A 25,644-nucleotide genomic window follows, 5' to 3' on the forward strand; every position below is an offset into this window, starting at 1 on the left:
AAAATCTGACCTGCGAAGTGTCAGATGGAGTCCCGAGAGCTTGCCGCGGACAGGTCGCCTACCTTGTCTGTACCTAGAACCTCTCTGATGCACGTTCGCAGCCAGTTGTGTTGCGGGTCCATGTCCGCCCTGGGGTGCCAGACCTGACCGACGAGGAGTGGCTCGACCTTGAGCGGGAAGGCCATGGAAACAAGACCAAGATCCTTTGCCACCGATTGAACAAGGGCATCGGGGGCAGTTGCGATCAGGTCGGATCGCGAGGCCGCCGCCAAGGCGGCGTAAGGCGTGGCAACGCGGAGCACCGACCGTCGAGACACGCGGGCGTCGGCCAGTGCCCGTTCCACCAACTGGTCCAGTTCGTCGCTCGTTGATTGGCAGACATGCTTGGCCTTGATGTAGCGCGTCAAGGTCATCTTCTGTCGGGCGAGTTCGTGCGAGTGATGCATGACCACGACCGTTCGCTGTTTGCGAAGAACCTCTACCTTCATCTCGGGCGGTAGTTTTCCCGCCGCGCGTACTTCGACATCGATCGTCCCCAGCCTCAACCGATCGAAATTCGTGCTGGTGGCCGGCAACAAGGTGAGTGTCGCGTTGGGCATCTTCGCCCTGATTGCGCTGAGCAAGCGAACCCCGTATGCGATCGTGAGTTCATCCGGAGCGACGACAGCAAACTCTCGATTGGCCAGCGACCATCGCTCATCGTGAACGGCAGGCGCCAGAACCGCCTGCGCTCTGGCAACCACTTCGCTTGCTTCTTCGATCATCGCGAGCGCGTGCGGCGTTGGAACCAGCTTGCGTCCCGCCCTCACAAGCAATGGATCTCCGGTCGCCTCACGAAGCCGGGCGAGCATATGGCTCATGGCGGGAGCGCTGAGGTTCAGCATTTCGGCGGCAGCCTTGACGCTGCCGGTTCTCGAGAATGCGTCGAGCGCGTAGAGCAGGTTCAGGTCAGATCGCTTCATATGGTGCATGTATTCGCTTCAATCATTGCACTTGTCGAAGCCAATTGTGCGATCCAAGATCCGCGCATGAAAACATCATTCGAATCTTCTGATGCGGGCCCTGACGATGTCAGCGTCGTCAGCGCACATGGACTGTTCCTTCCGGCGGGCATTGTTCAACCGTTCGACTTGCGCTTTGCTTCCGACGAGCTTCACGTCATCGCCTACTTTCAAGGTCATCCGGAATACGAAGCCGTGGAAGCGATGATTCATCGAAAGGGGTCGGCGCAGACACTGGTGCGGGCGATTCTGACGCGCCATGACCAGACGCAGATCGACCACGTCAATGACAGAACGGCTCACATCGAAGCCCAGGCTTTCGAGGGCCGGCAGACTGTCTACCGAGAAATAGAGGTGGATCAAGAGGGCAGGCCTGAACGGCCGTGCACAACGGTTCGCTTCTTGTCTTTCGCGAACGAAGTCATTCAGCTTCGTGTGGCCGCAGCCTCGCCACCCGACGCCGCTCGCGGAGGATTGACCGATCCTGGCGGGCACTCGCCCAACAGCAGCCTGCCTCTCATGTGGCGCGGAAAGAGCTGTCTCGCGGGGCCGGGCACAACAGTGCTGATCGATGAGAAGGCCTACGAAGTCGGCGAACGAATCCGGTCGCCGCAGGGATTCGTGGGGCTCAACGGCTTCTACACCGAGATGCACCAGATGGGCGCTGTCCGCGCAAGCACCCGCGCCTTTGACGTGATGCACGAACCTTCGCAGATCAGCAAGGGGAGTTCCTGGATCTATGCGGGGGCCAATGGGCAAGAAATGCGATACGTGGTCACCGACATGAATTTGTCGGGGCAGATCGTCATCGAGAGCAAGTCTGGGTCTCGTGCAGAACGCATTTGGGCGGAGATTCATGGGCAGCACCTTCGGCTTTTGAAGGTGGAGAGACTGGGTCGCGACGCAACGGAATCGGGTTTCGTCGTTCGGTTTCCGGCGCATGGGCGCTTCGCAATGGATGTTGCGAACAATCAGGGAGTCGTTGTCGGCTCAGCTTCCATCACACATGAAGTCAATGGCGCCTGTGAAATTGAACTGCAGCCTCAGGAGCCGCACTGGGCTGCTGCCCGAAGAGTCCGTGTCCGAATCTGCCGTGTGGGAAACAAAGCAGAGGTTCGCACTACCGTCGGTTGATCGGAAAGTTCAGCCCTTCGTCAAAGCCGAACACTGCAGTCTCATGTGGGCATCGCCAGAACATGGTTCCTGTGCCTGCCTTCGCCAAGAACGAACTCGGTGCTGCCGCGAACCACGAAGCCGTGCTTTTCGTAGAAGCGGCATGCGCGCAGGTTCTGCACGTTGACCATGAGCCACAGCCCTTCGTTGCCCGCGCGTGCCGCCTGCAGCAACGCGGAGCCCACGCCGTGTCGCGTGAACGGCTCCTGCACATACAGCTTGCAGAGTTCGGAATCGGCTTCGGGCACCAAGGGTTGCGGCACGCCGGAGCGCACCAGTGAATAGCCGACGAGGCGGTCGTCGACCTCGGCAACGTGCAGCGAGACATTGGGCGCTTCCAACAGCGCGAGGAATTTCTCGGGCGTGAACTCCGACAGCACATAGCGCGCGCACAGGTCGCTCACGCCCTCGGTGTAGGTGGCGAGCCAGACCTGGATCGACAAGGCGGCGAGGGTGTGCGCGTCGGCCGTGACGGCGGCGCGAACAGAAATATCGGGGCGGGTGACTGACGTCATTTCGACAGCTCCTCGCGTCGCCTCAACCATTCGTCCGCCACGTCGCCCATGCGCTTGGGCGCCCCGTCGCGAATCCAGGCCATGAAGGCCCGGTCGAATTTGAATTCGTCGCCGCATTTCGAGACCATGAAGCGCCGCACGTTCTGCGTGTTCCTGTAGCCCTTGTCGACCACGGTGGCCCGCGTGAGGGGATCGCTGTGCCAGTTGAATTTCATGACGCTTTCCTGATGTCGGGTGCTTTTCTCAATAGAGCTGATTTTTGTCTGAAATGTAATTTTTCGATCTCGAAAACCTGACTTCGGCCAGCCTGTTTTCAGCGAAAAAATCCGGCCGAGGAAAGCGCGTTATGGAGGGCAGGGGCAACGGAACAGAAGTGCAGTTGCGCCCCGCCTTTCACGTGAAGTCGTGATCGAACGCTCGCCAGATATTGGCACGATGGTTGCTAAATATTTATTGCGTAAAACAGGGAGAAAAAATGAAATCTGGTTTCGTTCTCGGGGCAGGGCGTTTTCTGGGAAAGCTGAATGCGCTCTGCTGCCGTGTCTTGATTTGTCGGGCTGCCGTGAAGGCGAAGCTTCCGAATTTGCCCCCCCGTTTCCACTACGCCGCAAGACATAGTTGACATCCTGTCCTATGTAGCGCGCGCCGGTCGTCTCGTGGCCTGTCTCAACGGCACGGACGCCAAGAAGGCGGAAGCGGCGATCTTCCATACCTCCTCTATACGGGACGTCCTGTCCAAGGACGATCGTCCCGTGACCTTCCCGTGGAATGGCTGTTGTCACGTCCTCGGGTTCAACGATGCCCTTCATTGATCGGCATCTTTTCAGGGAGTAAAAAATGACTATTTATCAGCGTCCAAATTCTCTTTCGGTTGATCGCAGCCAGGCCCGATCGAAAGTTTTTCTTGCTGCCACTCTTTTCTTGTCGATCTGCTCGGTCGCATATGGACAAAGCACGCAAGGTAAATACTTCAATGCCGATGGATCGAGGACGAACGATCTCGAGGCGGCTGCGAAAACATGGCGAACCCCGGAGTTTCTCCAGGACCATGCGCTGGGGGGTGTGAAGGCGGAGTACGCCTACGCTCGCGGATTCACTGGCACGGGCGTCAAGATCGGCATGGTGGATTCAGGGGCTCTTGCCAATCATCCCCAGTTGCAGGGCCAGTTCACGCCATTGACCGTGACGGGCATTTATGGTGCGGACGGTGCGCAACTCGACGGATCTGGAAAGACCTGGAAAAAGGGCGATGCATTCAGTGTGTTCGGCAATTACGACCCTTTTATCAACGACAGCCACGGTACTGCGGCAGCCGGCGAGATGGTGGCCAAACGAAACGCGACGGGCGATGCGGCCACGGATCGGATGCATGGCATTGCCTTCGATGCGCATCTCTACTCCGCAAACAGCGGTGGTACCGACAGCACGGTTTTTGGTCCGGATGTCGACTATGCGTATTTCAAGGAAGCCTATGGCGTTCTTGCGCGCAATGGGGCGCGCGTCGTCAATTCCAGTTGGGGGCAGGAGTCTCCTACTGCGGGCGACTACGGCACGCTGCAAGGCATCACCAGGCTCTACGGCACATTCGCCGGAAAGAAAACCTTTCTCGATGCCGCCGCGGAGGTTTCCCAGGAATATGGAACCATCCAGTCCTGGGCCAACGGAAACGAAAGAAGGAACAATCCCCGTGCGGTGTCGAGCCTGCCTTACTTCCGTCCGGAGATAGAGAAATACTGGATTGCCGTCACGGGCGTCACCAAGGACGACAAGACGGAATACGACCGCTGCGGCATTACCAAGTACTGGTGCATGGCGGGTCCAACCGTGGATATCACCACCACAACCGTCGGGATAACAGGTCTCACCAACTACGACCGTGGGGGTGGGGGACGACGCACACCTGAGAGCGTGGCCAAGAACCCTCCCCAACCAGACTATACGGACACCTACAACGGAACCTCTGCCGCAGCGCCCAATGTCACGGCATCGCTTGCCCTGGTGATGCAGCGGTTCTCCTATCTCGAGGGCGATGCGGCGCGCGATGTTCTTTTTACAACGGCAAAGCATCTGGGCGACGGCCCTGCCGATGTGCCCAATGTCACTTTTGGCTGGGGCAAGCCAGACCTCGACAAGGCCATGAGCGGCCCCGGTCAGTTCCTGGGCGTGTTCAAGGCCAGCCTCCCAACGGGGATCTCAGACACCTGGAGCAACAACATCTCCGAAGCCGCGCTGATCCAGCGCAAGACGGAGGAGCGCACCGAGATCTCGGCCTGGCTGACGACGGGCAAGAGTGCTCTGGTCGCGCAGTTGAAGCCGGTTCCGGAGCTGCAGGCCCCACCACCCGCTTTGGTCGCGCAGATACCGAATGCGAAGACGCTGCTCCAGGCGGCTATCAACGGGAATACCACCACCACTTACACCGCGAAGACGTTCGATGCGCAGATCGCCGCCCTCAACGCCGATCCGGCCGGCAAGCAATTGCTGGCAGCCTATGAAGCGACGCACCCCGGCTGGCAGAACGGCTACAGCGTACCGAGCGACTACGACAATTTCATCGCCGGGCGCAGCGATCAAGCGCTGGCACAGGATTTGGCCAATCTTGCGCGTATTGCCGTTCTCGCGAGCAACGCGGCGATCCAAGGTCAGATCGAAGCCACTGAGACTCGCGTCACTTATCTACAAAGCAAGACCGACGCCGACTATGTGGGCAGCCTGATCAAGACCGGTGCAGGCACGCTGACGCTTACTGGCGACAACAGCTACTCGGGAGGCACGCAGTTGCAGGCCGGCACGCTCGGGGTCGGCTCGTCAACGGCTCTGGGCACCGGCACGCTTGCGATGTCCGACGCGACCACATTGCAGGCGGCAGCCGATGGCCTGAAGCTGGCCAATGCCATCACCCTCAGCGGCATCGGCAGCATCGACACCCAGGCCTACGGCATGACTTTGTCGGGCGCCATCTCCGACGGCGCAACGTCCGGCGGCTTGGCCAAGCTGGGCACGGGCACGCTGACCTTGTCGGGCGCCAATACCTACTCGGGGTCCACCAGCGTGATGGCCGGTGCCTTGCGTGCGGGCTCCACGACCGGCTTCTCGCCGCGCAGCGCTTTCGTCGTGGCCGCCAACGGACAGCTGGACCTCAACAACTTCAACCAGACCATCGGCTCGCTCTCCGGCGCAGGCAATGTCACGCTCGGAACGGCCACGCTGACCACCGGCGGCGACAACAGCTCCACCGCGTTCTCGGGCCTGATCGCCGGGGCGGGCGGCCTGACCAAGACCGGTTCGGGCATGCTGAGCCTGACAGGCGGGGCCAATGCCCTGGGCGGCGATGTCAACGTCACGGGTGGCGCCCTGGGAATCCAGACGCCGGCGACATTGGACGTTGGCGGCGCCGTGAGCTTTGCCGACAATACGGCGCTGTCCATCGACACCACGCCCACTGGCCCATCGCTCACGGCCCGGAATCTCTCGTTGGGCAAGGGCGTGGATTTCAACCTCAGCGGCATCGACGACAAGACGCAAGCCAATCGGGTGCTGATCGATACGCGCTCGGGCATCAGCGGCGATTTTGCGTCGGTCAGCATCGGCGGCTTTCACGGCGAGGTGGACTACCTGACTGTCTCGACCCGCAAGTCCGACGACAACCTCAAATACCTCGCCTCCTACGGCCTGAGCTGGTCGGCGGGCAACAGCCTGGCCCATGGCACCTTCACATTGATCGACGCCACCAACAACATGGTGATCGGCTCAAACCTGGGCGACAAGGCGGCCAATGCCGCGACCAGCTGGAACGGCAAGACCCTGACCAAGGCGGGCGCCGGCACGCTCGTTCTGACCGGCACCAACACCTACACCGGCGACACCGCGATCAAGGCAGGCACCCTGCAACTGGGCAACGGGGGCACGACCGGCTCCATCCAGGGCAATGTGGCCAATGGCGGCGTCCTGGCCTTCAACCGCTCCGATGCGATGACCCTGGCAGGAACGATCTCGGGCAGCGGCGCGGTCAACCAACTCGGTTCGGGCACGACGGTGCTGACTGGCACCAATACCTACACCGGCGGCACCGCGATCAATGCGGGCACTCTGCAATTGGGCAATGGCGGTGCGACCGGCTCCATCCAGGGCGATGTGGCCAATGATGGCGTTCTGGCCTTCAACCGCTCCGGCGCGACGACCTTTGCAGGAACGATCTCGGGCAGTGGCGCAGTCAGCCAGCTCGGTTCGGGTACGACGGTGCTGACGGCGGCCAACACCTACACCGGCAACACCGCGATCAAAGCGGGCACCCTGCAGCTGGGCAACGGCGGCACGACCGGCTCCATCCAAGGCCATGTGGCCAATGACGGCGTTCTGGCCTTCAACCGCTCCGATGCAGTGACCTTTGCAGGAACGATCTCGGGCAGCGGTGCAGTCAGCCAGCTCGGTTCGGGTACGACCGTGCTGACGGCGGCCAACACCTACGCCGGTGGCACCGCGCTGAAGGCCGGTCAACTGAACGTCGGCCACAGTAACGCACTGGGCACTGGTGCCCTGTCGATGGACGATGGCACCACGCTGGGCTTCACCGCCGACAGATTGAACCTCGCCAACAACGTGGTGCTCACCGGCACGCAGGACCCCGTCATCGACACCGGCGCCTTCACCGAGACACTGGGCGGCGTCATCAGCGGCACGGGTTTGCTCACCAAGAACGGCAGCGGCGTCCTCATCACCACGGGTGCCAACACCTACAGCGGCGCCACCACGGTTGCGGCCGGCACGCTGCAGGCGGGGGCTGCCAACACCTTCAGCCCCGCCAGCGCCATGACGGTGAACACGGGTGCGACGCTGAACCTCGCGGGCTACAGCCAGCGCGTTGCAGGCATGAACCTCGCAGGCACGGTCTCCGTGGCAGGCGCCGCGCCGGGCACCACGCTGACCGTGACAGGCCCCTGGACGGGCAATGGCGGCCTGCTCAAGCTTGGCACCGTGAGCCCCACGGTCTCGGACCGCGTCCTGCTGAGCGGCACCACCGCGGTCGCCAGCGGCACCACGACAGTGCAGATCGGCAACGTCGTGGGGCTGGGCGCAGCGACCACCGGCAACGGCATCGAACTGATCGGCACGACCGGCGGCGCGAGCGTCCAGGGCGACGCCTTCGTGCTCGCTGGTGGGCAACTTGTGGGAGGCGCCTACGAGTACCGTTTGAACAACATCAGCGGCGGCGGCTACCTGAGCTCATCCTCGCCGCAAGGGCAGGTCTTTTACCGCAGCGAGGTGCCTCTGTACGCCGCGCTGCCCGCCCAACTGCGCCAAGCCAGCCTGGCGATGCTGGGCAACATGCACCAGCGCACGGGTGACGATGACGTGAAGGCCGCGAGCGGCAGTCCGGCGGGTACCGACGGCACCGGCAGCAACAACCTCGGCAATGGCAGCCAGCGTCGCGCGTGGGGCCGGCTCATCTCGACCAACCTGGACATCCGTCAGAGCGGCACGGTCAGTCCCCAGAGCCACGGCCGGCTCGACGGCTTCCAGGCCGGCACCGATCTGCTGAGCCTCCAGAACTGGCGTGCGGGCGTCTATGTGGGCCAAGTCGATGGCGACATGGGCGTGAGTGGTTTCGCGCGTGGCATCCAGAGCCTGCGCGTGGGCCGCAACGATCTGCGCAACCAGTACCTGGGCGCCTACGGCACCTACAGCGCCGACAACGGCTTCTACGCCGATGCGGTGTTGCAGGCCGGGCGTCATCGCTACGACATCGTCAGCCCGATGGCGCAGGCCGGCAGCGGCAAGGGCCGCAGCCTGTTGGCGTCCGTCGAAGTGGGACAGTCGTTTGGGTTGGGCGGTGCGGGCACCGGGGGCGACTGGAAGATCGAACCGCAACTCCAGTTGATCCATCAGCGCCTGAGCCTGGACGACGCGGCCATCGCGGGGAACACGGTGGTGCGGCAGCGCCCCGACAGCGCATGGCTTGCGCGCCTGGGTGTGCGCGTCAAGGGCGAGGTCGGCGTCGGCGTTGCGCGCCTGCAGCCCTATGCGCGGTTCAACCTGTACCGCGCTTCTGGCGGCAACGACGTGACCAGCTTCATGGCGCCGGGTGGGCGCGCGGCGATCAGCTCTTCGACCGGCGGTACATCGGCCGAACTGGCCGCAGGTGCAACGCTGGCGCTGACGCCGAGCTTCGCGCTGTACGGCGAACTCGGCAAGCTCTGGAGCGCGGGCGGCGACACGCGCGTGAAGTCCTCGGTGCAGGGCAGCGTGGGGGCGCGCGTCCTCTGGTGAGTGTGAGTGCCTGAGTGAGCAAGGACGTGGTTCATGAACGCTGTTTTGGCGTTACGCGCACGAGCGAGTGCCGTGCGCGTTTCGGCCTGTCTTCACTGATCGCGACGGCGCCCGATTCACTCCTCAGGCAATCACCGGCGCCGCCATGCCCGAACCCGTCGCGGCAACCGTGATGGTCTTGCCGACCGAGGCCGTGTACGTCGGTTCCTTCACGGTCGAGACGAACACGTACTCGGCCTTGACCTGTGCAGCCGTCATCGTCACGAGCATGTAGCCGCGGCGCGAGGTGTCGCAGTAGCTCACGTCGTCGATCAGGCCCAGCCCGGCGCCGATCGCGGCATTGCCCAGTTGCGGCACCAGGGCGCTGCCGTCGATCGAAGGGCCGGCGGTGCCCAGCCCCGCCGATTCGAAGCCCGGGGACGAGACCGAGGTGCCCGCGAATTCGATGCCGACCTGCTCGCTGGCGAGCGTGGTGAGTTTGTTGAACCAGCCGTCATGCGAATCGCCCGACAGCGTGACCAGCCGCTTGCCCTGCGTCTTCGCGGCCTGCAGGATCGCTTCGCGCTGGGCCGGATAGCCGTCCCACGAATCGAGGTTGTAGGGCAGCCGCGGGTTCTTGGTCGTGCTGAGCAGGTCGGCCTGGGTCGGTGTCAACGCGCCCGGGCCTGCGGCTGCCAGCGTGGCCTTTGCGGTGAGGAATGCGGTGATGGCCGCGGGCGCGCCGGACGGGTTGCTGTTGAAGGCCGTCAGCACCGTGGCCGGGAACCACATGCGCGCCATGATGGTTTGATTGCCCAGCACCTGCCATGCCGCGGTCGATGCGTTCATGCCGTTGGTGAGCCAGTTCTGCTGTTCGACGCTCATCATCTGGCGCGATGCGTCGGGACGCACGCCGCCCGAAGAGGGCGCAAGGCCCGCAAGATAGCGGGCGATGCCGCCGTCCGCATCGCCGAAGTTGTCGTACTGGCGGTCGCGCCCTTCGATGCGCGTGTCCAGCATGTGCAGGGTGAAGATGCTGCCGAAGTCGAAGCGGCGGTAGATCTTCAGCGGGTTGGTGGCGTCGGGCGTGCGGATCGGCATCCACTCGTGATAGACCTTGGCCGCGATGTTCTTGCGCGTGACCCAATCGCCCTGCGTGGCCGGGTCGTGGTTCTCGGCGCCGTTCACGTAGCTGTTGTTGGCGAACTCATGGTCGTCCCACACCGTGATCCAGGGCATCTTGGCGTGGGCCGCCTGCAGGTTGAGGTCGGACTTGTAGAGCGCGTGGCGCGTCCGGTAGTCGTTCATCGTCACGATGTCGTTCGCAGGGCTGGCGATACGGTTGCCCGGGATGCTGCTGTTGCCGAACTTCTTCGGGTCGGAGCCGTATTCGTAGATGTAGTCGCCCAGGTGCAGGGCGTACTGGGCATCGGTCTTCGTCGCCGCGTCGTACGCGTGGAAGTAGCCCTCGGAGTACAGCGTGCAGGAGAACACGGCGAGCTTCACCGAAGCCACGCCGCCGGCCGGCAGCGTGCGGGTCGAGCCGATGGTCGAGGTTGCGCCGGTCGCGTCGCGAAAACGATAGAAGTAGGTGTTGCCCGCTGCCAGGCCGGTGGCATCGACCTTGGCGGTGAAGGATGCCGAAGCGGCCGCGGTCACGCTGCCCTTGCTCACGATCTGCGTGAAGGCTGCGTCGGTGGCCACGTCCCAGGTCAGGGGGACATCGGCCTCGCTGGCTGGCACCTTGGCGTGGGTCCAGAGGATGACGCGATCGGTCAGCGGATCGCCGCTGGCGACACCGAATGCGAAGACGGCGGGTGTAGACGCCTGTGCAGGCGCGGGAGCCGGCGCGGGCGGAAGCACAGGCAGGAAGCCCGGGCCGCCTCCGCCGCCACCGCCGCCGCAAGCGGCCAGCGAACCTACGGCCGCCAGGGCGACCGCGCTGGAAGAGGACTTGACGAGGAACTCGAGAAAGTCGCGCCGACGCCGATTGGCGGCTTCGCGGGGGTCGATGTCATCTTCGGGTGGGCGCGGCGGATGGTCAGGCGTCATGGCATTCATCAATGTTGTGGGTGCACGGATTGAATGCAGGGGGCGTGACGCCGCTGTGACGCAGATATGACGCGCGGCCGCTGCCCTGTCGCTAGGCTGACAGCAGGTTCGTGCGGAATTTGCTCGGCGTGGCTCCCGCCGCCTTGCGCATGAGGCGTCGGAGCGCCGTGGCGTCTTCGTAGCCGACCTGCGCGGCCACCTGGTCGATCGTCATCCGGCTCGTCTCGATCAGCATGCGTGCCCGCGACAGCCGCACGCTCTGCACGAGTGCGAGCGGGCCCAGGCCCGTGGCGGCGCGCACATGGCGGGCGAGCGTGCGCTGCGACATCGCGAACTCGCCGGCCAGGTGCGCGACGCTCGGTGGACGCGGCAGCGACGATTCGATGCGCTGCGTCAGCCGGCGGATCAGCTCGCTGCCGTTGGACATCATCGAGGGCACGACGAAGGGCGCCTGCGCCTCGCGGCCGTCGATCAGCAGCACCTTGCCGACGGCATCGGCCAGCGACGGGCCGAAGCGCGTGCGCAGCAGATGGAGCATGAGGTCCGACTGGGCGAATGCGGCACCGGCCGTGCTGACCGGCCCGTCGGCGCAGACCATGCGGTCCGCATCGACGTTGCAGCGAGGTTCGATGCGCCGCAGCTCCGGCGCGAGCCACCAGGTGGTGGTGGCGCGCCGGTCCTGCAGCACGCCCGCGGCCTGCAGCAGGAATACGGCGGAACACGATGCGGCCACTGCGCCGCCTCTCGCGGCGTGGCGGCGAACGGCCGCGATGGCGCGGGTGGCGCAATCGTCGGCCAGCCGTTCGGCCAGGTCGGCGGGGCGGTCGACGCCGAGGCCGGGAACGATCCATGTCGATGTGTCGGCGCGGGCGCGTGTGGGAATCGCCGAGGTCGCCACCTGCACGCCGCTGCTCAGCGGGACCATGCCGCCGTCCGGCGACACGACGCGCCAGGTCGGCCGCGGCATCTGGAGGCCGGGCGCCAAACCCGCAGCGGCATCGAGCACGTCGAGCGTGATGGAAACACTGGTGGCAAAGGCTCTGGGCAACACCAGGACAGTGAAATCGTGCATGGCTTGAAACGCCTGATAAACGTCGAATTGGACACTGTCAGTCTAGCGTCCCGACACGTGTAATAGGCGCTCCGATCCACATGAAGACTGCAGGACCCACGATGCCGACGACACGCAACCTGAACGAAACCGACCCGCTCGAAGACTTCGAGCGCCGCGAGATCACCCTGGACGACGCCATGAAGAAGGTCTACGTCGCAGGCACCGGGCCGGCCGTGATCGTCATGACCGAGATGCCCGGCATCAGCCCGCACGTCGCGCGTTTCGCCCGCTGGGTGCGCGATGCGGGGTTCACCGTGTACATGCCATCGCTGTTCGGCCGCGACGGCGCAGTGGCGGCCGCGGAGGAGGGCAAGGCCGTGTTCCAGCATGCCTGCGTGAGCGCGGAGTTCCGCGCCTTCGCGGGCAACAAGTCGAGCCCGGTGACGCAGTGGCTGCGTTCGCTCGCGCGGCTGGCGCACAAGGAGTGCGGCGGGCCGGGCGTCGGTGCCATCGGCATGTGCTTCACCGGCAACTTTGCGCTCACGATGATGCTGGAGCCTTCGGTGCTCGCGCCGGTGCTGTCGCAGCCGGCCCTGCCGCTGGACAACCCGGCGGGCATCGAGATCTCGCCAGAGGAAATCTCGGCGGTGAGGCAGCGCCTCGACCGCGAAGACCTGACCGTCATGGCCTATCGCTTCGAAGGAGACAGGTTCTGCACCGCGCAGCGCTTCGCCGCTTATTCCGAAGCACTCGGCACCCGCTTCGTCGCACGGGTGCTGCCCGACAGCGCCGCTAACCAGGAGTCGTTGCCTTCGTTCTTCGAGCAGGTGGTGGCGAGCCCGCACAGCGTGGTGACGGCCCACCTCATCGATGAAGCGGGCCAGCCGACGATCGCGGCGCGCGACGAGATCCTTGCGTTCTTCGTGCGCCGGTTGGCTTCGAAGTAGCCGAAGGAATCAGGCCTGCGCCGAAGCGCAATCGGCCACGGGGCGGCCGGTTTCGCGCCGGTCGAGCGAACGGCTCCAGAGCGCGATGGCCAGCCCCACGAGCGTGAGCAGCGCCGCCACCCAGCCCAGCGCGCGCAGCCCTGGGCCATGGTCGATCACCACGCCGCCGACCCACGCGCCGAGCGCATTGCCGAGGTTGAAGGCCGCGATGTTGAGGCTCGACGCGAGGTTCTGCCCCGCGCCCGAGGCCTTCTCCAGCACCCGCAACTGCATCGGCGCCACGGTCGCGAACGAGGCCACGCCCAGCAACCCGACGAAGACCACCGCGGTGAACGGCGTGCCGATGGTGAACTGCATCGCGCCGAGTACCACGGCCAGCGCCACCAGCGTGCCGAGCACGGCGGCCATCGGCGCGCGGTCGGCCAGCTTGCCGCCGAGGATGTTGCCGACCGCGAGGCCGCCGCCGAACACCAGCAGGATCGGCGACACGGCCGATTCCGACAGCCCGGTTATCTGCGTCAGCAGCGGCTGGATGTAGGTGAACACCACGAACACGCCGGCAAAGCCGAGCACCGTCATCGCCAGGCCCAGCAATACCTGCGGGCGGGCCAGCACGGCCAGTTCTTCGCGCAGCGGCGCGGGCTTGGTCTCGCCCTTCACGCGCGGCACGAACACGGCGAGCACGGTGAACGCCAGCACGCCGATGAGCGTCACTGCCCAGAAGGCCGAGCGCCAGCCGAACTGCAGGCCCAGCCATGCGCCCGCCGGCACGCCGAGCAGCGTGGCCGCGGTGAGGCCGGTGAACATGATCGCGATGGCCGAGGCGCGGCGCTCGGGCGCGACGAGCCCGGTGGCCACCACCGAGCCGACGCCGAAGAAGGTGCCGTGCGCGAGCGAGGTGACGACACGCGCAGCCATCAGCATTTCGTAGTTGGGCGCGAGCGCACAGGCCAGGTTGCCGAGCGTGAAGATCGCCATCAGCGCGAGCAGCACGGTCTTGCGCGGCAGCTTGCGGGTGGCGATGGTGAGCACGGGCGCGCCGACCGCGACGCCGAGTGCATAGCCCGAGATCAGCAGGCCGGCCATCGTGATGGAGACATGAAGGTCCGTCGACACCTGCATCAGCAGGCCCATGATGACGAACTCGGTGGTGCCGATCCCGAAGGCACCGGCGGTGAGGGCAAGTAGGGCGATTGGCATGATGCCCTGTACTGTGAGGACATTCGGGGGCTGTGACTAGAATGCCGCCGGTACATGCACTTGTGATTTGAAGTCACAGACAAGGAAGCCCATGCCGCGCATCGACGTCAACCGCTCCGGTGAAATGGAGGCCTTCGTGCAGGTGGTCGAGTCCGGCGGTTTCTCCGCGGCGGCGCGCCTCCTGGACATGACGCCCTCGGCCATCAGCAAGCTGGTGGCGCGGCTGGAGCTGCGGCTGGGCATCCAGCTTGTGCACCGCTCCACCCGCAAGCTGCAACTCACGCCCGAGGGGCTGCATTTCTACGAGCGCAGCACGCGCGTGCTGGCCGACATGGACGAGGCCGAGCGTTGCGCGGCCGCGGGTGCGGCGCCGCGCGGGCGGGTGAGCATCAATGCCAGCGTCTCGTTCGGCCATCACAAATTGGTGCCGCTGGTGCCACGCCTGCTCGAGATGCATCCGGAGATCACGCTCGACATCGCGCTCACCGACCGCATCGTCGACCTGATGGACGAGCGCGCGGACATCGCGATCCGCTGGGGCCAGTTGCCGGCGTCCGATCTGGTGGCGCGGCGCCTGGGCGAAACCGACCAGGCCATCGTGGCCTCGCCTGGTTACCTCGCGAAGTACGGCACGCCACGCACGCCGCAGGAGCTGGAAGCGCACAACCGGCTCGGCTGGACCTACCGCCGCAATACGCCCGACTGGCCGCTGCGCGTCGACGGCCGGACGATCGCGATTCCCGTGGCGGGTCCGGTGCGTGCGGGCGACGGCGAGACGCTGCGGCAGCTCGCTATTGCAGGCGCGGGCGTGGCGCGGCTGTCGCTGTATCACATCCAGCACGACATCGATGCCGGGCGGCTGGTGCCGCTGCTGGAGGAATTCAACCCGGGCGAGGCCGAGCCGATCCACGCGGTGTACATCGGCAAAGCCGGCACGCTGCCCGCGCGGGTGCGTGCGGTGCTCGACTTCCTGGTGGCGTGTTCGGGTGTGGGAGACGGGCGCTACACGCGCAAGCGGACCGCGCCGATGCCGGGGAACTCGGCCGTCACCTGATCGCCGCGGCGGCAGGGCAGCACGCCGACCCACGAGCCTGTTGTGACGACGGTGCCGGCGCGCGCGGTCTGGCCGTGCCGTGTGATGTGGCGCAGCCAGATCGGCAGCAGCCACGCCGGATCGGCCAGCGGATGCGTGCCTTCGCGCACGACGACTTCGCCGTCGCCGATGCGCGTTTCGCAGCGTTGAGAGGCCCAGTCGATGGCGGCGTAGGGTTGCCATTCACCGAGCACGAGTGCGCCGTGGACTTGCGAGTCGGCCAGGCGCAGCAGGGCGGGCGTGGAAGCGAGGTCTTGCCAGCGCGAATCGACGATTTCGATGGAGACGGCCATCGCGTCGATGAGCGAGGCGGCGTTGTTGTGATCGATCTTCGCGGCTTGTTCGGGTGTCACGTCCTGGCCGAGGCGCAACGCGATTTCGGATTCGATGCCGGGCGTGTGGAACACGAGGTCGTCGAAATTCGCCGGGCTCTGGCGCACGCCGGACGGCGGCAGCGGCGCATGCGTGAGCGTCACGCTGCGCGAGCCGCCGCCTGATTTCCAATGGCCGGTGACGACGCCGTCGTCACCGAACCAGTCGAGGGCTGCGGCCACGGCGTCCTGCACTTCGTAGGCCTGGCTGGCGTCTTGCAGCGCATCGGTCCAGGGGGCGGCATCGAGGGTGCGGTTGCTGCGGCGTGCGGCGATCAGCGCGTCCGCGAGGGCGGTCATGGATGAGTTCATCCTGCGATTCTGTCAGTTGCAGGACGGCACATCAGGTTTCCACGTGCACGTTGCCGTCCTTCACCACCTTCGCCCACTTGGCAATTTCAGTGCTGATGAACTGCTTGAACTTGTCCTGCGAACCGCCGCCGTCTTCCGCACCGTAGGTGTCCATGCGCTCCTGCACATCGGGCATCGCAAGCACCGTGTTCACATCGCGATTCACCTTCTGCGCAATCGCGGGCGGCAGCTTGCCCGGGCCGACCAGGCCGTACCAGGTGGTGGCCTCGAAGCCGGCAAAGCCTTGCTCCTGCATCGTCGGCACATTGGGGTGACCCTTGGCGCGCTTGGTGCGCGTCTGGGCGACAGCGATCACGCGGCCGTTCTTCACGTGCGGCGTGGCGGCCGTCATCGTCTCGAAGCTGTACTGGATCTGACCGCCCATCAGGTCGGCCAGCAACGGGCCGCTGCCCTTATAGGGCACGTGCAGCGCATCGACGCCGCCTTGCAGCTTGAACATTTCCAGCGCCAGATGCTGCGCCGAACCCGCGCCGGCCGAGCCGAAGCTCACCGTGCCGGGGGCGGCCTTGCAGGCGGTGACGATGTCTTTCACCGTCAGCGCTTTCTGTCCCGGGTTCGCGATCAGCAGGTTGGGCGTAACGCCCACGAGCACGATCGGCACAAAGTCGCGCTCCACGTTGTAGCGCAGCTTGGGCTGCAGGCTCGGCGCGAGCGCGTGGCTGTTGATGTGGGCCATCAGCAGCGTGCTGCCGTCGCTGGGCTGCTGCGCCACGTAGTCGGCCGCAAGCACGCCCGCGACGCCGCCCTTGTTGTCGACGATGACCTGCTGGCCCCACATGATCGTGAGCTTCTGCGCGACCACGCGCGCGAGCGCATCGGTGCCGCCGCCCGGTGGAAAGCCCACCACGATGCGCACGGGCCCCGAAGGCCACTCCTGCGCGAAGAGCCGGGGCACGCCCAGCGTGGCGGCCGCGGCGCCCGCGGCTTGAATGAGGGAACGTCTTTGCATCATCTTTGTCTCCGTGGTGTTGGGGGTCCGATGCGTGCCGGCCTGCTGACAGGTCCGGCAAGGTGGAGGCCGCCGCCTCGTTCGAGCGATGCGTTGCGGCCGGTGTGTCGCAGGCCTACGCGGCTTTCTGCAAGCCGACGGGCGCTGCCGCGTGGTTCGCGAAATGGTCCATCGCCGCCTGCACGCCGCTGCCTGCAAGTTTGATGCCGGTGAGCTTCATGCCCATCTCGACGCCCGCGACCATGGCCACGAGCGTCAGGTCGTTGCTGTCGCCCAGATGGCCCATGCGGAACATGCGGCCCTTGAGCTTGCCAAGGCCGGTGCCGAGCGAGAGGTCGAAGCGCTGATGGATCAGGCGGCGCAGCGCATCGGCATCGACGCCTTCGGGCGTGATCACCCCGGTGAGCACGGGCGAGTACACAGCCGGGTCGGCGCACTGGATCGGCAGGCCCCACGCATTGACTGCGGCGCGCACGCCCGCACCCCAGCGCTGGTGGCGTGCGAACACGTTGTCCAGGCCTTCGCCGAGGATCATGTCGAGCGATTCCGACAGGCCGTAGAGCAGGTTGGTGTTGGGCGTGTAGGGCCAGTAGCCGTCCTTGTTCATCTCGACGATCTCGTCCCAGGCCCAGAAGGCGCGCGGAAGCTTCGCGGTCTTGGAGACTTCGAGCGCGCGCGGCGAGAGCGCGTTGAAGCTGATGCCAGGCGGCAGCATCAGGCCCTTCTGCGAGCCGCTGATGGTGACGTCCACACCCCATTCGTCATGCCGGAAATCGGCGCTCGCGAGGCCCGAGATGCTGTCGACCATCAAGAGCGCAGGGTGGCCGGCCGCATCGATGGCCTTGCGCACCGAAGCGATGTCGGAGGTGACGCCGGTGGAGGTCTCGTTGTGGACCACGCACACGGCCTTGATCTTCTTCTCGGTGTCCTTGCGAAGGCGCGCCTCGATGACTTCGGCCTGCACGCCGCGGCGCCAGCCCGGCGCATTCGGCAGGTGCTCGTCGGTGCCGGCGAGCGCGAGGAACTCGGTCGAGAGGCCGAGGCGCGTGGCCATCTTCTGCCAGAGCGAGGCGAAGTGTCCGGTCTCGTACATGAGCACGTGGTCGCCCGGGCTCAGCGTGTTGGCGAGCGCGGCCTCCCAGGCACCGGTGCCCGAAGCGGGGTAGATCACGACCGGATGCTTCGTCTTGAAGATCTGCTTGATGCCGCCGAGCACCTTCAGGCCCAGCGTGCCGAACTCGGGCCCGCGGTGGTCGATGGTGGGGAGGCTCATGGCCCGCAGGATGCGATCGGGCACTGGGCTCGGACCGGGAATCTGGAGGAAATGGCGGCCGGTGGGATGGATGTCGAGTTGCAGCATGGACTGTCCTTTCGCTTTCAGTTTTGCATTCAAAATGCTTTTTTGTTTGATGGTTTACCCTTAATTGATGGGGTTGTGGTGCCTATTTTTTGCATTCAAAATGCATTCAAAGGGAAAGCCCATGACTGCTGAAATCATCGAAATCTCCAGGCTCGCGCTGCACGACCAGGTCGCGGCGCGCCTTCGCACCATGCTGGTCGAAGGGCACATCGCACCGGGCGCCAAGCTCAACGAGCGCGAGCTTTGCCAGCAATTGCGCGTCTCGCGCACCCCGCTGCGCGAAGCCATCAAGCTGCTCGCGGCCGAGGGGTTGGTCGACCTGTTGCCCAATCGCGGCGCGGTGGCGGTGAAGCTCACCGAGGCCGACGTGCTCGACACCTTCGAGGTGCTGGCGATGCTCGAGGGCATGTCGGGCGAGCTGGCCGCCAAGCGCATCACCGACGAAGAGCTGGCCGAGGTGCGCGCGCTGCACTACGAGATGCTGGCCTGCTTTTCGCGGCGCGATCTCTCGGGCTACTACCGGCTGAATGCGCGCATCCACACGGCCATCAACGAGGCCGCCGGCAACCCGGTGCTCGCGGGCACCTACCGCTCGATCAATGCGCGGGTGCAGTCGCTGCGCTTTCGCACCAACCAGAACGAGACCAAGTGGAAGCACGCGGTCGACGAGCACGAACAGATGATCCAGGCGCTGGCCGCGCGCGATGCGCAGGCGATGCGCAAGGTGCTCATCGCGCATGTGCTGCGCAAGCGCGACACGGTGCTGGAGCTGCTGCGCGCGGGCGAGATCTATCCCCAAATCAACAAAGCGAACTGACGCCCACATCATGCGCATCGATCCCGCCAGCCACATGCAGCCAGCCGGAACCGTTCTTCCGCCCAACGACACCTGCGAGCTGCTCTCGCGCCGGCTGCGCGCCGAGACGCAAGGCGAGGTGCTGTTCGACGACGGCTCGCGCGGGCGCTATGCCACCGACGCGTCGATTTACCAGATCACGCCGGTCGGCGCCTTCGTGCCGACGAACGACAAAGACATCGCGACCGCCATCGATATCGCACGCGACCTCAAGGTGCCGGTGTTGGCGCGCGGCGGCGGCACCAGCCAGTGCGGCCAGACCACGGGCGCGGCGCTGGTCATCGACAACAGCAAGCATTTCCGGCGCGTGCTCGACGTGAACGTGGAAGAGGGCACGGCGACTGTCGAGCCCGGCCTCGTGCTCGATCACCTGAACGCAAAGCTCAAGCCGCTCGGGCTCTGGTATCCGGTCGATGTCTCGACCAGCGCGCAGGCCACGCTGGGCGGCATGGCGGGCAACAACTCCTGTGGTTCCCGCTCCATCGCCTACGGGAACATGGTGCACAACGTGCTGGGCGCGAGCGCGTGGCTGTCGAACGGCGAGCTGGTCGAGTTCGGACCGGTGGGAACGCTCGGCGTGCGCGCGGCCGGCATCGCGCAGTTCGTGCGCGGCCTCGCGCGGCAGCACCACGATGCGATGGCCGAACACTGGCCCAAGGTGATGCGCCGCGTGGCCGGCTACAACCTCGACATCTTCGACAACCAGAGCGAGAAGCCGTACACCGCCGATGGCAGCGTGAACCTTGCGCACCTGCTGATCGGTTCCGAAGGCACGCTCGCGTACACCAAGAGCCTGAAGCTCAAGCTCGCGCCGCTGCCGCGCGCGAAGGTGCTGGGCATCGTGAATTTCCCGACCTTCCATGCGGCCATGGATGCGGCGCAACACATCGTGAAGCTCGGGCCGACGGCGGTGGAGCTGGTCGACCGCACGATGATCGAGCTGAGCCTGGCGAACCCCGCTTTCAAGCCGACGGTGGAAACCGCGCTGATCGGCAAGCCCGCAGCCATCCTGCTGGTCGAGTTCTCCGGCGCCGACAAAACCGCATTGCTGCCGCAGCTGAAGCAACTCATCGAACTGATGGGCGACCTGGGCCTGCCCGGCAGCGTGGTCGAAATGCCCGATGACGCGCGTCAAAAGAACCTGTGGGAAGTGCGCAAGGCGGGCCTCAACATCATGATGAGCCTCAAGGGCGACGGCAAGCCGGTGAGCTTCATCGAAGACTGCGCGGTGCCGCTCGAACACCTGGCCGAATACACCGATGCGCTGACCGAGGTGTTTGCGAAGCACGGCAGCCGTGGCACCTGGTACGCGCATGCGTCGGTCGGCACGCTGCATGTGCGGCCGATCCTCGACATGCGGGCCGACGGTGCCACGAAGATGCGCGCCATTGCCGAAGAGGCCAGCGCGCTGGTGCGCAAGTACAAGGGCGCGTTCAGCGGCGAGCACGGCGATGGCCTCTGCCGCGGCGAGTGGATCGAATGGCAGTTCGGCCCGGCCATCAACGAGGCCTTTCGCGCGATCAAGAAGAAGCTGGACCCGATCGACCTGTTCAACCCCGGCAAGATCATCGACCCGCCGCGCATGGACGACGGCTCGCTGTTTCGCTTTGCGCCGCCCACGGCCCCGAAGCCGTACCGCCGCATCGAGCTCAAGCCGGTGCTCGACTGGTCGGCCTGGAACGTCAACGCCGACCCGGTGACCGAGGTGACCACCGCGCCCGGCACCGGCGGCGACAGCACCGGCGGCCTCGCCAAGGCCGTGGAGATGTGCAACAACAACGGCCACTGCCGCAAGTTCGATGCCGGCACCATGTGCCCGAGCTACCGCGTGACGCGCGACGAACAGCATCTCACGCGTGGTCGCGCCAACACGCTGCGCCTCGCGCTCTCGGGCCAGCTCGGCGCCGATGCGTTCACCAGCGAGGCCATGCACGAGACCATGGACCTGTGCGTCGGCTGCAAGGGCTGCAAGCGCGATTGCCCGACGGGCGTGGACGTGGCGAAGATGAAGATCGAGTTTCTCGATCACTACAAGAAGCGCCACGGCCACACGCTGAAAGACAAGCTGGTTGCCTACATGCCCGACTACGCGCACAGGGCGAGCCGCATGCCGTGGCTGCTGAACCTGCGCAACAACGTGCCCGGCGCGGCGTGGCTTGGCGAAAAGCTGCTGGGCTTTTCGGCGAAGCGCTCGTTGCCCGAATGGCGCAGCGACACCTTCTGGCGCGCGAAGGGCAATGAGCCCGGCCTGTTCGCCGACCAAGCCTCGGTGCTGTCGGTGGCAGCGCGGGGTGGCAAGGCGGCGGTGCTTTTCGTCGACACCTTCAACGGCACCTTCGAGAGCGAGAACGCCTTTGCGGCGGCGCGCGTGCTCGAAGCCGCGGGCTATGTGCTGCACACGGTCGAGAAAAGCGGCGGCCACCATTGCTGCGGCCGGACTTTCCTAGCGAGCGGCATGGTGGAAGAGGCCAAGGTGCGCGCCGGGGCGCTGATCGATGCGCTGCTGCCGCTCGCGCAAGCGGGCATTCCCATTGTCGGCCTGGAGCCTTCGTGCCTGCTCACGCTGCGCGACGAGACGCTGGTGATGGGCTTCGGCGACAAGGCGCTGACCGTGGCGAAGCAGGCGCTGCTGTTCGAGGAATTCATCGCACGCGAAATCAAGGCCGGCCGCTTCGCGCTGGCGCTGAAGCCGTCCACGGCGCCGATCCTCCTGCACGGCCATTGCCATCAGAAAGCCTTCGGCGCGGTGAGCCCGATCATGGAGGTGCTCAAGCTCATTCCCGGCGCCGAGCCCGAGCTGATCGAAAGCTCCTGCTGCGGCATGGCCGGCAGCTTCGGCTACGAGGCAAGCCATTTCGACGTCTCGATGCAGATGGCCGAGGCGAGCCTGCTGCCGGCCATCCGCGCCAAGCCCGATGCGGTGGTGGTGGCCGATGGCACCAGCTGCCGCCACCAGATCGGCGACGGCGCGCAGCGCGAGGCAGTGCATGTGGCGGTGCTGCTGGCGCGCCATCTGCTGAAGTCGGACCTCGTGGTGCGGTAACCGGCTGGCCCGTGGGCAGGATCGCGCGGGCTGCCGCAAAATGGCTGCGCCGCCCGATCCGATGTCGACCACCTTCACTTCTCCCTCCCTTCGCGCGCAGCCCACGCTGCGCCTGGCGTTCGCGCTGTCGATGGGCGCGGCCGTGTCGCTCGGCATCACCCGTTTCGCCTACGCATTGCTGCTGCCGCCGATGCGCGCCGACCTCGGCTGGAGCTACGCGCTGGCCGGCGGCATGAACACCGCCAACGCGGTCGGCTACCTCGCCGGTGCGCTGGTCACGCCGGCGCTGATGCGGCGCTTCGGGGTGACGCGGCTCCTGATCGTCGGCGCGGTGCTGGCCAGTGTGTTCATGGCGGGCAGCGGCTTCGTGACCGATGCGCCGGCCTTGCTGCTGCAGCGCCTGCTGGCTGGCGTGGCCAGTGCCTGGGTGTTCGTGGCGGGCGGGCTGCTGGCCGCGCGGCTCGGTGAAGCGGATGCGCGGACCGGGGCCTCACGCAGTGGGCTGCTGCTGGGCATCTACTACGGCGGCACCGGCTTCGGCATCCTGCTGTCGGCGCTGCTCGTGCCGCAGGTGCTGCGCGCGGCGTCCGATGTGCCGCACGGCTGGACCTGGGCATGGTGGGCATTGGCGCTCGCAAGCGCAGCCGCGACTTGTTTGCTGGCCTGGGCGGGGCGCGCAATGCCGGACCCTCAGGTCTCGGCAACGCCGTCGGCCGCGATCGCGACTGAGGCAGCTCCCGTCGCATTGCGCCACTTCGGCTGGGCCCTCGCGGGCTACGCGCTCTTCGGCATGGGCTACATCGGCTACATGACCTTCGTGATCGCGCTGCTGCGGGAGCAGGGCGCCAGCGCCGGCTTCGTCACCTTGTTCTACGCCTTGCTGGGTATCGCCTGCGTGGCCTCGTCGCGGCTGTGGGCCGGGCTGCTCGACCGCTACCGCGGCGGCCAGCCGCAGGCGCTGCTGAACGGGCTGCTCGGCGTGGCCACGCTGCTGCCGGTGCTCAGCCCCTCGGCGCCGGTGGCGCTCGCCTCGGGCGTGCTGTTCGGTGGGGTGTTCCTGTCGGTGGTGGCGTCGACCACCGCACTGGTGCGCCACAACCTGCCACCGGCACGCTGGGCGCAGGGCATCAGCCTGTTCACCATCGTCTTCGCGCTCGGGCAGATCGTCGGGCCGACGGTGACGGGCTGGATATCGGACGGCCCGGGCGGCCTCGCTCGCGGGCTGGTGGCTTCGGCGATCGCGCTGTGGCTCGGTGCGGTGCTGGCATCGCGCCAGCATGCGTTGAAGGAGATCGGATGACGGAACAAGACGACACCGGCTTCGCACTGTTCGAAACCACCATCGGCATGTGCGCGCTGGCCTGGGGGCCGCATGGACTGGTCGGCATACAACTGCCCGCCGACGATGGCGAGCCGGCCACGCGGGCGCGCATGCGGCACCGCTTTCCAGACCTGCACGAAGCTCTGCCGAACGACATGGCGCAACGCGCCATCGTTGCCATCCAGGGCCTGCTGCACGGCGTGCACGACGACCTGACGCACATCTTGCTCGACATGCGCGGCGTCTCGGAGTTTCACCAGCGCATCTACGCCATCGCGCGCAGCATTCCGCCGGGGCAGACGCGCACCTACGGCGAGATTGCCGAGGAGCTTGGCGACAAGGGGCTGTCGCGCGCCGTGGGGCAGGCCATGGGCCACAACCCCTTCGCACCCGTGGTGCCCTGCCACCGCGTGCTCGCGGCGGGCAACAAGCCCGGCGGGTTTTCGGCTGGCGGCGGCGCGCTGACCAAGCTGCGCATGCTCGGCATCGAGGACGCGCGGCCGAACGGAATGGCGTCGCTGTTCTAGCGAATCACTTGTCCAGCCCCGCGAGGCACACGTACTTCACTTCGAGGAAGTCGTCGAGCCCGTACTTGGAGCCTTCGCGCCTGAGGCCCGATTGCTTCACGCCGCCGAAGGGTGCCTCGGCCGTGGAGACCAGCCCGGTGTTCACGCCCACGATGCCCGACTCCAGCGCCCCGGCCACCCGCATGATGCGGCCGATGTCGCGCGCATGGAAGTACGCGGCCAGGCCGAACTCGGTGTCGTCGCGGCGCGTAGCAGGGCCGGATCTTTGAGCTTCAACGGCATGGGGTGTCTCAGGATTGAAGGGCGGCGGCGAGGATGTCCAGGCCTTCCTCGAGCACCGCATCCTCGATGGTCAGCGGGAAGAGGAAGCGGACCACATTGGCATGCACGCCGCAAGTCAGCAGCAGCAAACCCGCGTCGCGCGCCCGGGTTTGCACCTGCTTCGTGAAGGCGGGGTCGGGGGCGCCGTCGGCCCCGGCGAACTCGACCGCCACCATGGCGCCGAGGCCGCGCACGTCGCAGATCTGCGGCACCTTCGCGCGCAGTGCCTCGAGGCGCACCTTGAGCCGGTCGCCCAGCACCTGCGCGCGTTCGCAGAGCTTTTCTTCCTCGATCACGTCGAGCACCGCATGCGCCGATGCAATGGCCAGCGCATTGGCGGCGTAGGTGCCGCCGAGCCCGCCCGGTGCCGGCGCATCCATGAGATCGGCGCGGCCGCAAACGGCCGACAGCGGCGTGCCGCCCGCCAGGCTCTTGGCCATGGTCATGAGGTCGGGCACGACGTCGTAGTGCTCCATGGCGAACCACTTGCCGGTGCGCGCGAAGCCGGTCTGGATCTCGTCGGCGATCAGCAGGATGCCGTGGCGGTCGCAGATCTTGCGCAGCGCACGCATGAACTCGGGCGGCGCGGCGTAGAAGCCGCCTTCGCCCTGCACCGGCTCCAGGATGATCGCGGCCACCTGCTCGGGCTCGATGTCGGCCTTGAACAGCTGCTCGATGGCGCGCAGCGAATCGTCCACTGACACGCCGTGCAGCGCGATCGGCGCGGGCACATGGAAGATGCTGCCGGGGAAGGGGCCGAAGCCGGTCTTGTACGGCACCACCTTGCCGGTGAGCGCCATGCCCATGAAGGTGCGGCCGTGGAAGCCGCCGCCCAGCGCGATCACGCCGGGGCGGCGCGTTGCGGCGCGGGCGATCTTGATGGCGTTCTCCACCGCTTCGGCACCCGTCGTGAAGAAGGCGGTTTTCTTGGCATGCGTGCCGGGCGTCAGCCGGTTGAGGCGCTCGGCCAGAGAGACCACGCTTTCATACGGCACCACCTGGTAGGCGGTGTGGGTGAAACGGTCGAGTTGCGCGCGGATCGCCTCGACCACGCGCGGATGCCGGTGGCCGGTGTTGAGCACCGCGATGCCCGAGCCGAAGTCGATGTAGCGCCGGCCTTCCACGTCCCACAGCTCGGCATTGAGCGCGCGTTCCGCATAGATCGGAAAGCCGATGCCGATGCCGCGCGGCGTGGCAGCGATGCGGCGCGCGTCGATGGCGGCGTTGGTCTTGAGAGTCATGC

18 protein-coding genes and 1 pseudogene are annotated in these 25,644 nt (G+C 66.1%); 8 read left to right on the plus strand and 11 right to left on the minus strand.

The window, feature by feature from the left end; translation table 11 throughout:
• Positions 1-20 precede the first annotated feature (20 nt).
• Complete coding sequence (locus tag NU688_RS06785; protein ID WP_257859765.1) at positions 21-962, minus strand: LysR family transcriptional regulator; 942 nt, start codon at positions 960-962, stop codon at positions 21-23.
• Between the two features lie 66 nt (positions 963-1,028).
• Here NU688_RS06785 and NU688_RS06790 point away from each other — a divergent pair, with 66 nt between their 5' ends.
• The gene (locus tag NU688_RS06790; protein WP_257859766.1) at positions 1,029-2,135 is read left to right on the plus strand and encodes a hypothetical protein; all 1,107 of its coding nucleotides are present in this window, start codon (positions 1,029-1,031) and stop codon (positions 2,133-2,135) included.
• A 41-nt stretch (positions 2,136-2,176) separates the two neighbouring features.
• On the opposite strand, the gene NU688_RS06795 is transcribed toward NU688_RS06790, so the two are convergent.
• Together NU688_RS06795 and NU688_RS06800 are read right to left on the minus strand one after the other, a co-directional pair.
• Positions 2,177-2,689 carry a GNAT family N-acetyltransferase gene (locus NU688_RS06795; RefSeq protein ID WP_257859767.1) on the minus strand — a complete coding sequence of 171 codons (513 nt, stop codon included), beginning with the start codon at positions 2,687-2,689 and terminating at the stop codon, positions 2,177-2,179.
• Complete coding sequence (locus NU688_RS06800) at positions 2,686-2,904, minus strand: DUF6434 domain-containing protein (RefSeq protein ID WP_257859768.1); 219 nt, start codon at positions 2,902-2,904, stop codon at positions 2,686-2,688. The genes NU688_RS06795 and NU688_RS06800 overlap by 4 nt, the downstream gene beginning before the upstream one ends.
• 622 nt (positions 2,905-3,526) lie before the next feature.
• Between NU688_RS06800 and NU688_RS06805 the strand changes: the two genes are divergently transcribed.
• The gene (locus tag NU688_RS06805) at positions 3,527-8,956 is read left to right on the plus strand and encodes an autotransporter-associated beta strand repeat-containing protein (RefSeq protein WP_257859769.1); all 5,430 of its coding nucleotides are present in this window, start codon (positions 3,527-3,529) and stop codon (positions 8,954-8,956) included.
• A gap of 123 nt (positions 8,957-9,079) precedes the next feature.
• Here NU688_RS06805 and NU688_RS06810 read toward each other — a convergent pair whose 3' ends face one another.
• Positions 9,080-10,987 (minus strand): alkaline phosphatase, encoded by a 1,908-nt coding sequence (locus tag NU688_RS06810; RefSeq protein ID WP_257859770.1) that lies wholly within the window; start codon positions 10,985-10,987, stop codon positions 9,080-9,082.
• Positions 10,988-11,078: 91 nt separating this feature from the next.
• The gene (locus tag NU688_RS06815) at positions 11,079-12,059 is read right to left on the minus strand and encodes a GlxA family transcriptional regulator (protein WP_257859771.1); all 981 of its coding nucleotides are present in this window, start codon (positions 12,057-12,059) and stop codon (positions 11,079-11,081) included.
• A gap of 101 nt (positions 12,060-12,160) precedes the next feature.
• Between NU688_RS06815 and NU688_RS06820 the strand changes: the two genes are divergently transcribed.
• Positions 12,161-12,988 (plus strand): dienelactone hydrolase family protein, encoded by an 828-nt coding sequence (locus NU688_RS06820; protein ID WP_257859772.1) that lies wholly within the window; start codon positions 12,161-12,163, stop codon positions 12,986-12,988.
• Between the two features lie 9 nt (positions 12,989-12,997).
• Here NU688_RS06820 and NU688_RS06825 read toward each other — a convergent pair whose 3' ends face one another.
• Positions 12,998-14,188 (minus strand): MFS transporter, encoded by a 1,191-nt coding sequence (locus NU688_RS06825; RefSeq protein WP_257859773.1) that lies wholly within the window; start codon positions 14,186-14,188, stop codon positions 12,998-13,000.
• 91 nt (positions 14,189-14,279) lie between these two features.
• Between NU688_RS06825 and NU688_RS06830 the strand changes: the two genes are divergently transcribed.
• Positions 14,280-15,242: a LysR substrate-binding domain-containing protein gene (locus NU688_RS06830; protein WP_257859774.1), complete on the plus strand. Its 963-nt coding sequence runs from the start codon at positions 14,280-14,282 to the stop codon at positions 15,240-15,242.
• Here the strand turns inward: NU688_RS06830 and NU688_RS06835 are convergent.
• From NU688_RS06835 to NU688_RS06845, 3 genes are all read right to left on the minus strand, one after another.
• On the minus strand, positions 15,191-15,964 hold the full coding sequence (locus tag NU688_RS06835) for a 2-keto-4-pentenoate hydratase (RefSeq protein ID WP_257859775.1): 774 nt from the start codon (positions 15,962-15,964) through the stop codon (positions 15,191-15,193). The genes NU688_RS06830 and NU688_RS06835 overlap by 52 nt on opposite strands.
• Before the next feature lie 31 nt (positions 15,965-15,995).
• Complete coding sequence (locus NU688_RS06840) at positions 15,996-16,973, minus strand: tripartite tricarboxylate transporter substrate binding protein (RefSeq protein ID WP_257859776.1); 978 nt, start codon at positions 16,971-16,973, stop codon at positions 15,996-15,998.
• Positions 16,974-17,088: 115 nt separating this feature from the next.
• Positions 17,089-18,333: an alanine--glyoxylate aminotransferase family protein gene (locus tag NU688_RS06845; protein ID WP_257859777.1), complete on the minus strand. Its 1,245-nt coding sequence runs from the start codon at positions 18,331-18,333 to the stop codon at positions 17,089-17,091.
• Between the two features lie 121 nt (positions 18,334-18,454).
• On the opposite strand from NU688_RS06845, the gene NU688_RS06850 reads away from it, so the two are divergent.
• Genes NU688_RS06850 through NU688_RS06865 form a run of 4 tightly spaced genes read left to right on the plus strand, consistent with a single transcriptional unit; the run spans position 18,455 to position 24,080 of the window.
• The gene (locus NU688_RS06850; protein ID WP_257859778.1) at positions 18,455-19,150 is read left to right on the plus strand and encodes a GntR family transcriptional regulator; all 696 of its coding nucleotides are present in this window, start codon (positions 18,455-18,457) and stop codon (positions 19,148-19,150) included.
• A gap of 10 nt (positions 19,151-19,160) precedes the next feature.
• Positions 19,161-22,232: an FAD-binding and (Fe-S)-binding domain-containing protein gene (locus tag NU688_RS06855; protein WP_257859779.1), complete on the plus strand. Its 3,072-nt coding sequence runs from the start codon at positions 19,161-19,163 to the stop codon at positions 22,230-22,232.
• A gap of 40 nt (positions 22,233-22,272) precedes the next feature.
• Complete coding sequence (locus tag NU688_RS06860; protein WP_257859780.1) at positions 22,273-23,532, plus strand: YbfB/YjiJ family MFS transporter; 1,260 nt, start codon at positions 22,273-22,275, stop codon at positions 23,530-23,532.
• A complete protein-coding gene (locus tag NU688_RS06865; protein ID WP_257859781.1) occupies positions 23,529-24,080 on the plus strand; it encodes a methylated-DNA--[protein]-cysteine S-methyltransferase in 552 nt (183 codons plus the stop codon). The genes NU688_RS06860 and NU688_RS06865 overlap by 4 nt, the downstream gene beginning before the upstream one ends.
• 4 nt (positions 24,081-24,084) lie before the next feature.
• On the opposite strand, the pseudogene NU688_RS06870 reads toward NU688_RS06865, so the two are convergent.
• Together NU688_RS06870 and gabT are read right to left on the minus strand one after the other, a co-directional pair.
• Positions 24,085-24,321: pseudogene (locus tag NU688_RS06870) on the minus strand (aldehyde dehydrogenase family protein); the annotation flags it as partial.
• Positions 24,322-24,370: 49 nt separating this feature from the next.
• A complete protein-coding gene (gene gabT, locus NU688_RS06875; protein WP_257859782.1) occupies positions 24,371-25,642 on the minus strand; it encodes a 4-aminobutyrate--2-oxoglutarate transaminase in 1,272 nt (423 codons plus the stop codon).
• Positions 25,643-25,644 lie beyond the last annotated feature (2 nt).

The sequence above is a fragment of the Variovorax sp. ZS18.2.2 genome (assembly GCF_024701975.1).
Taxonomy (GTDB): Bacteria; Pseudomonadota; Gammaproteobacteria; order Burkholderiales; family Burkholderiaceae_C; genus Variovorax.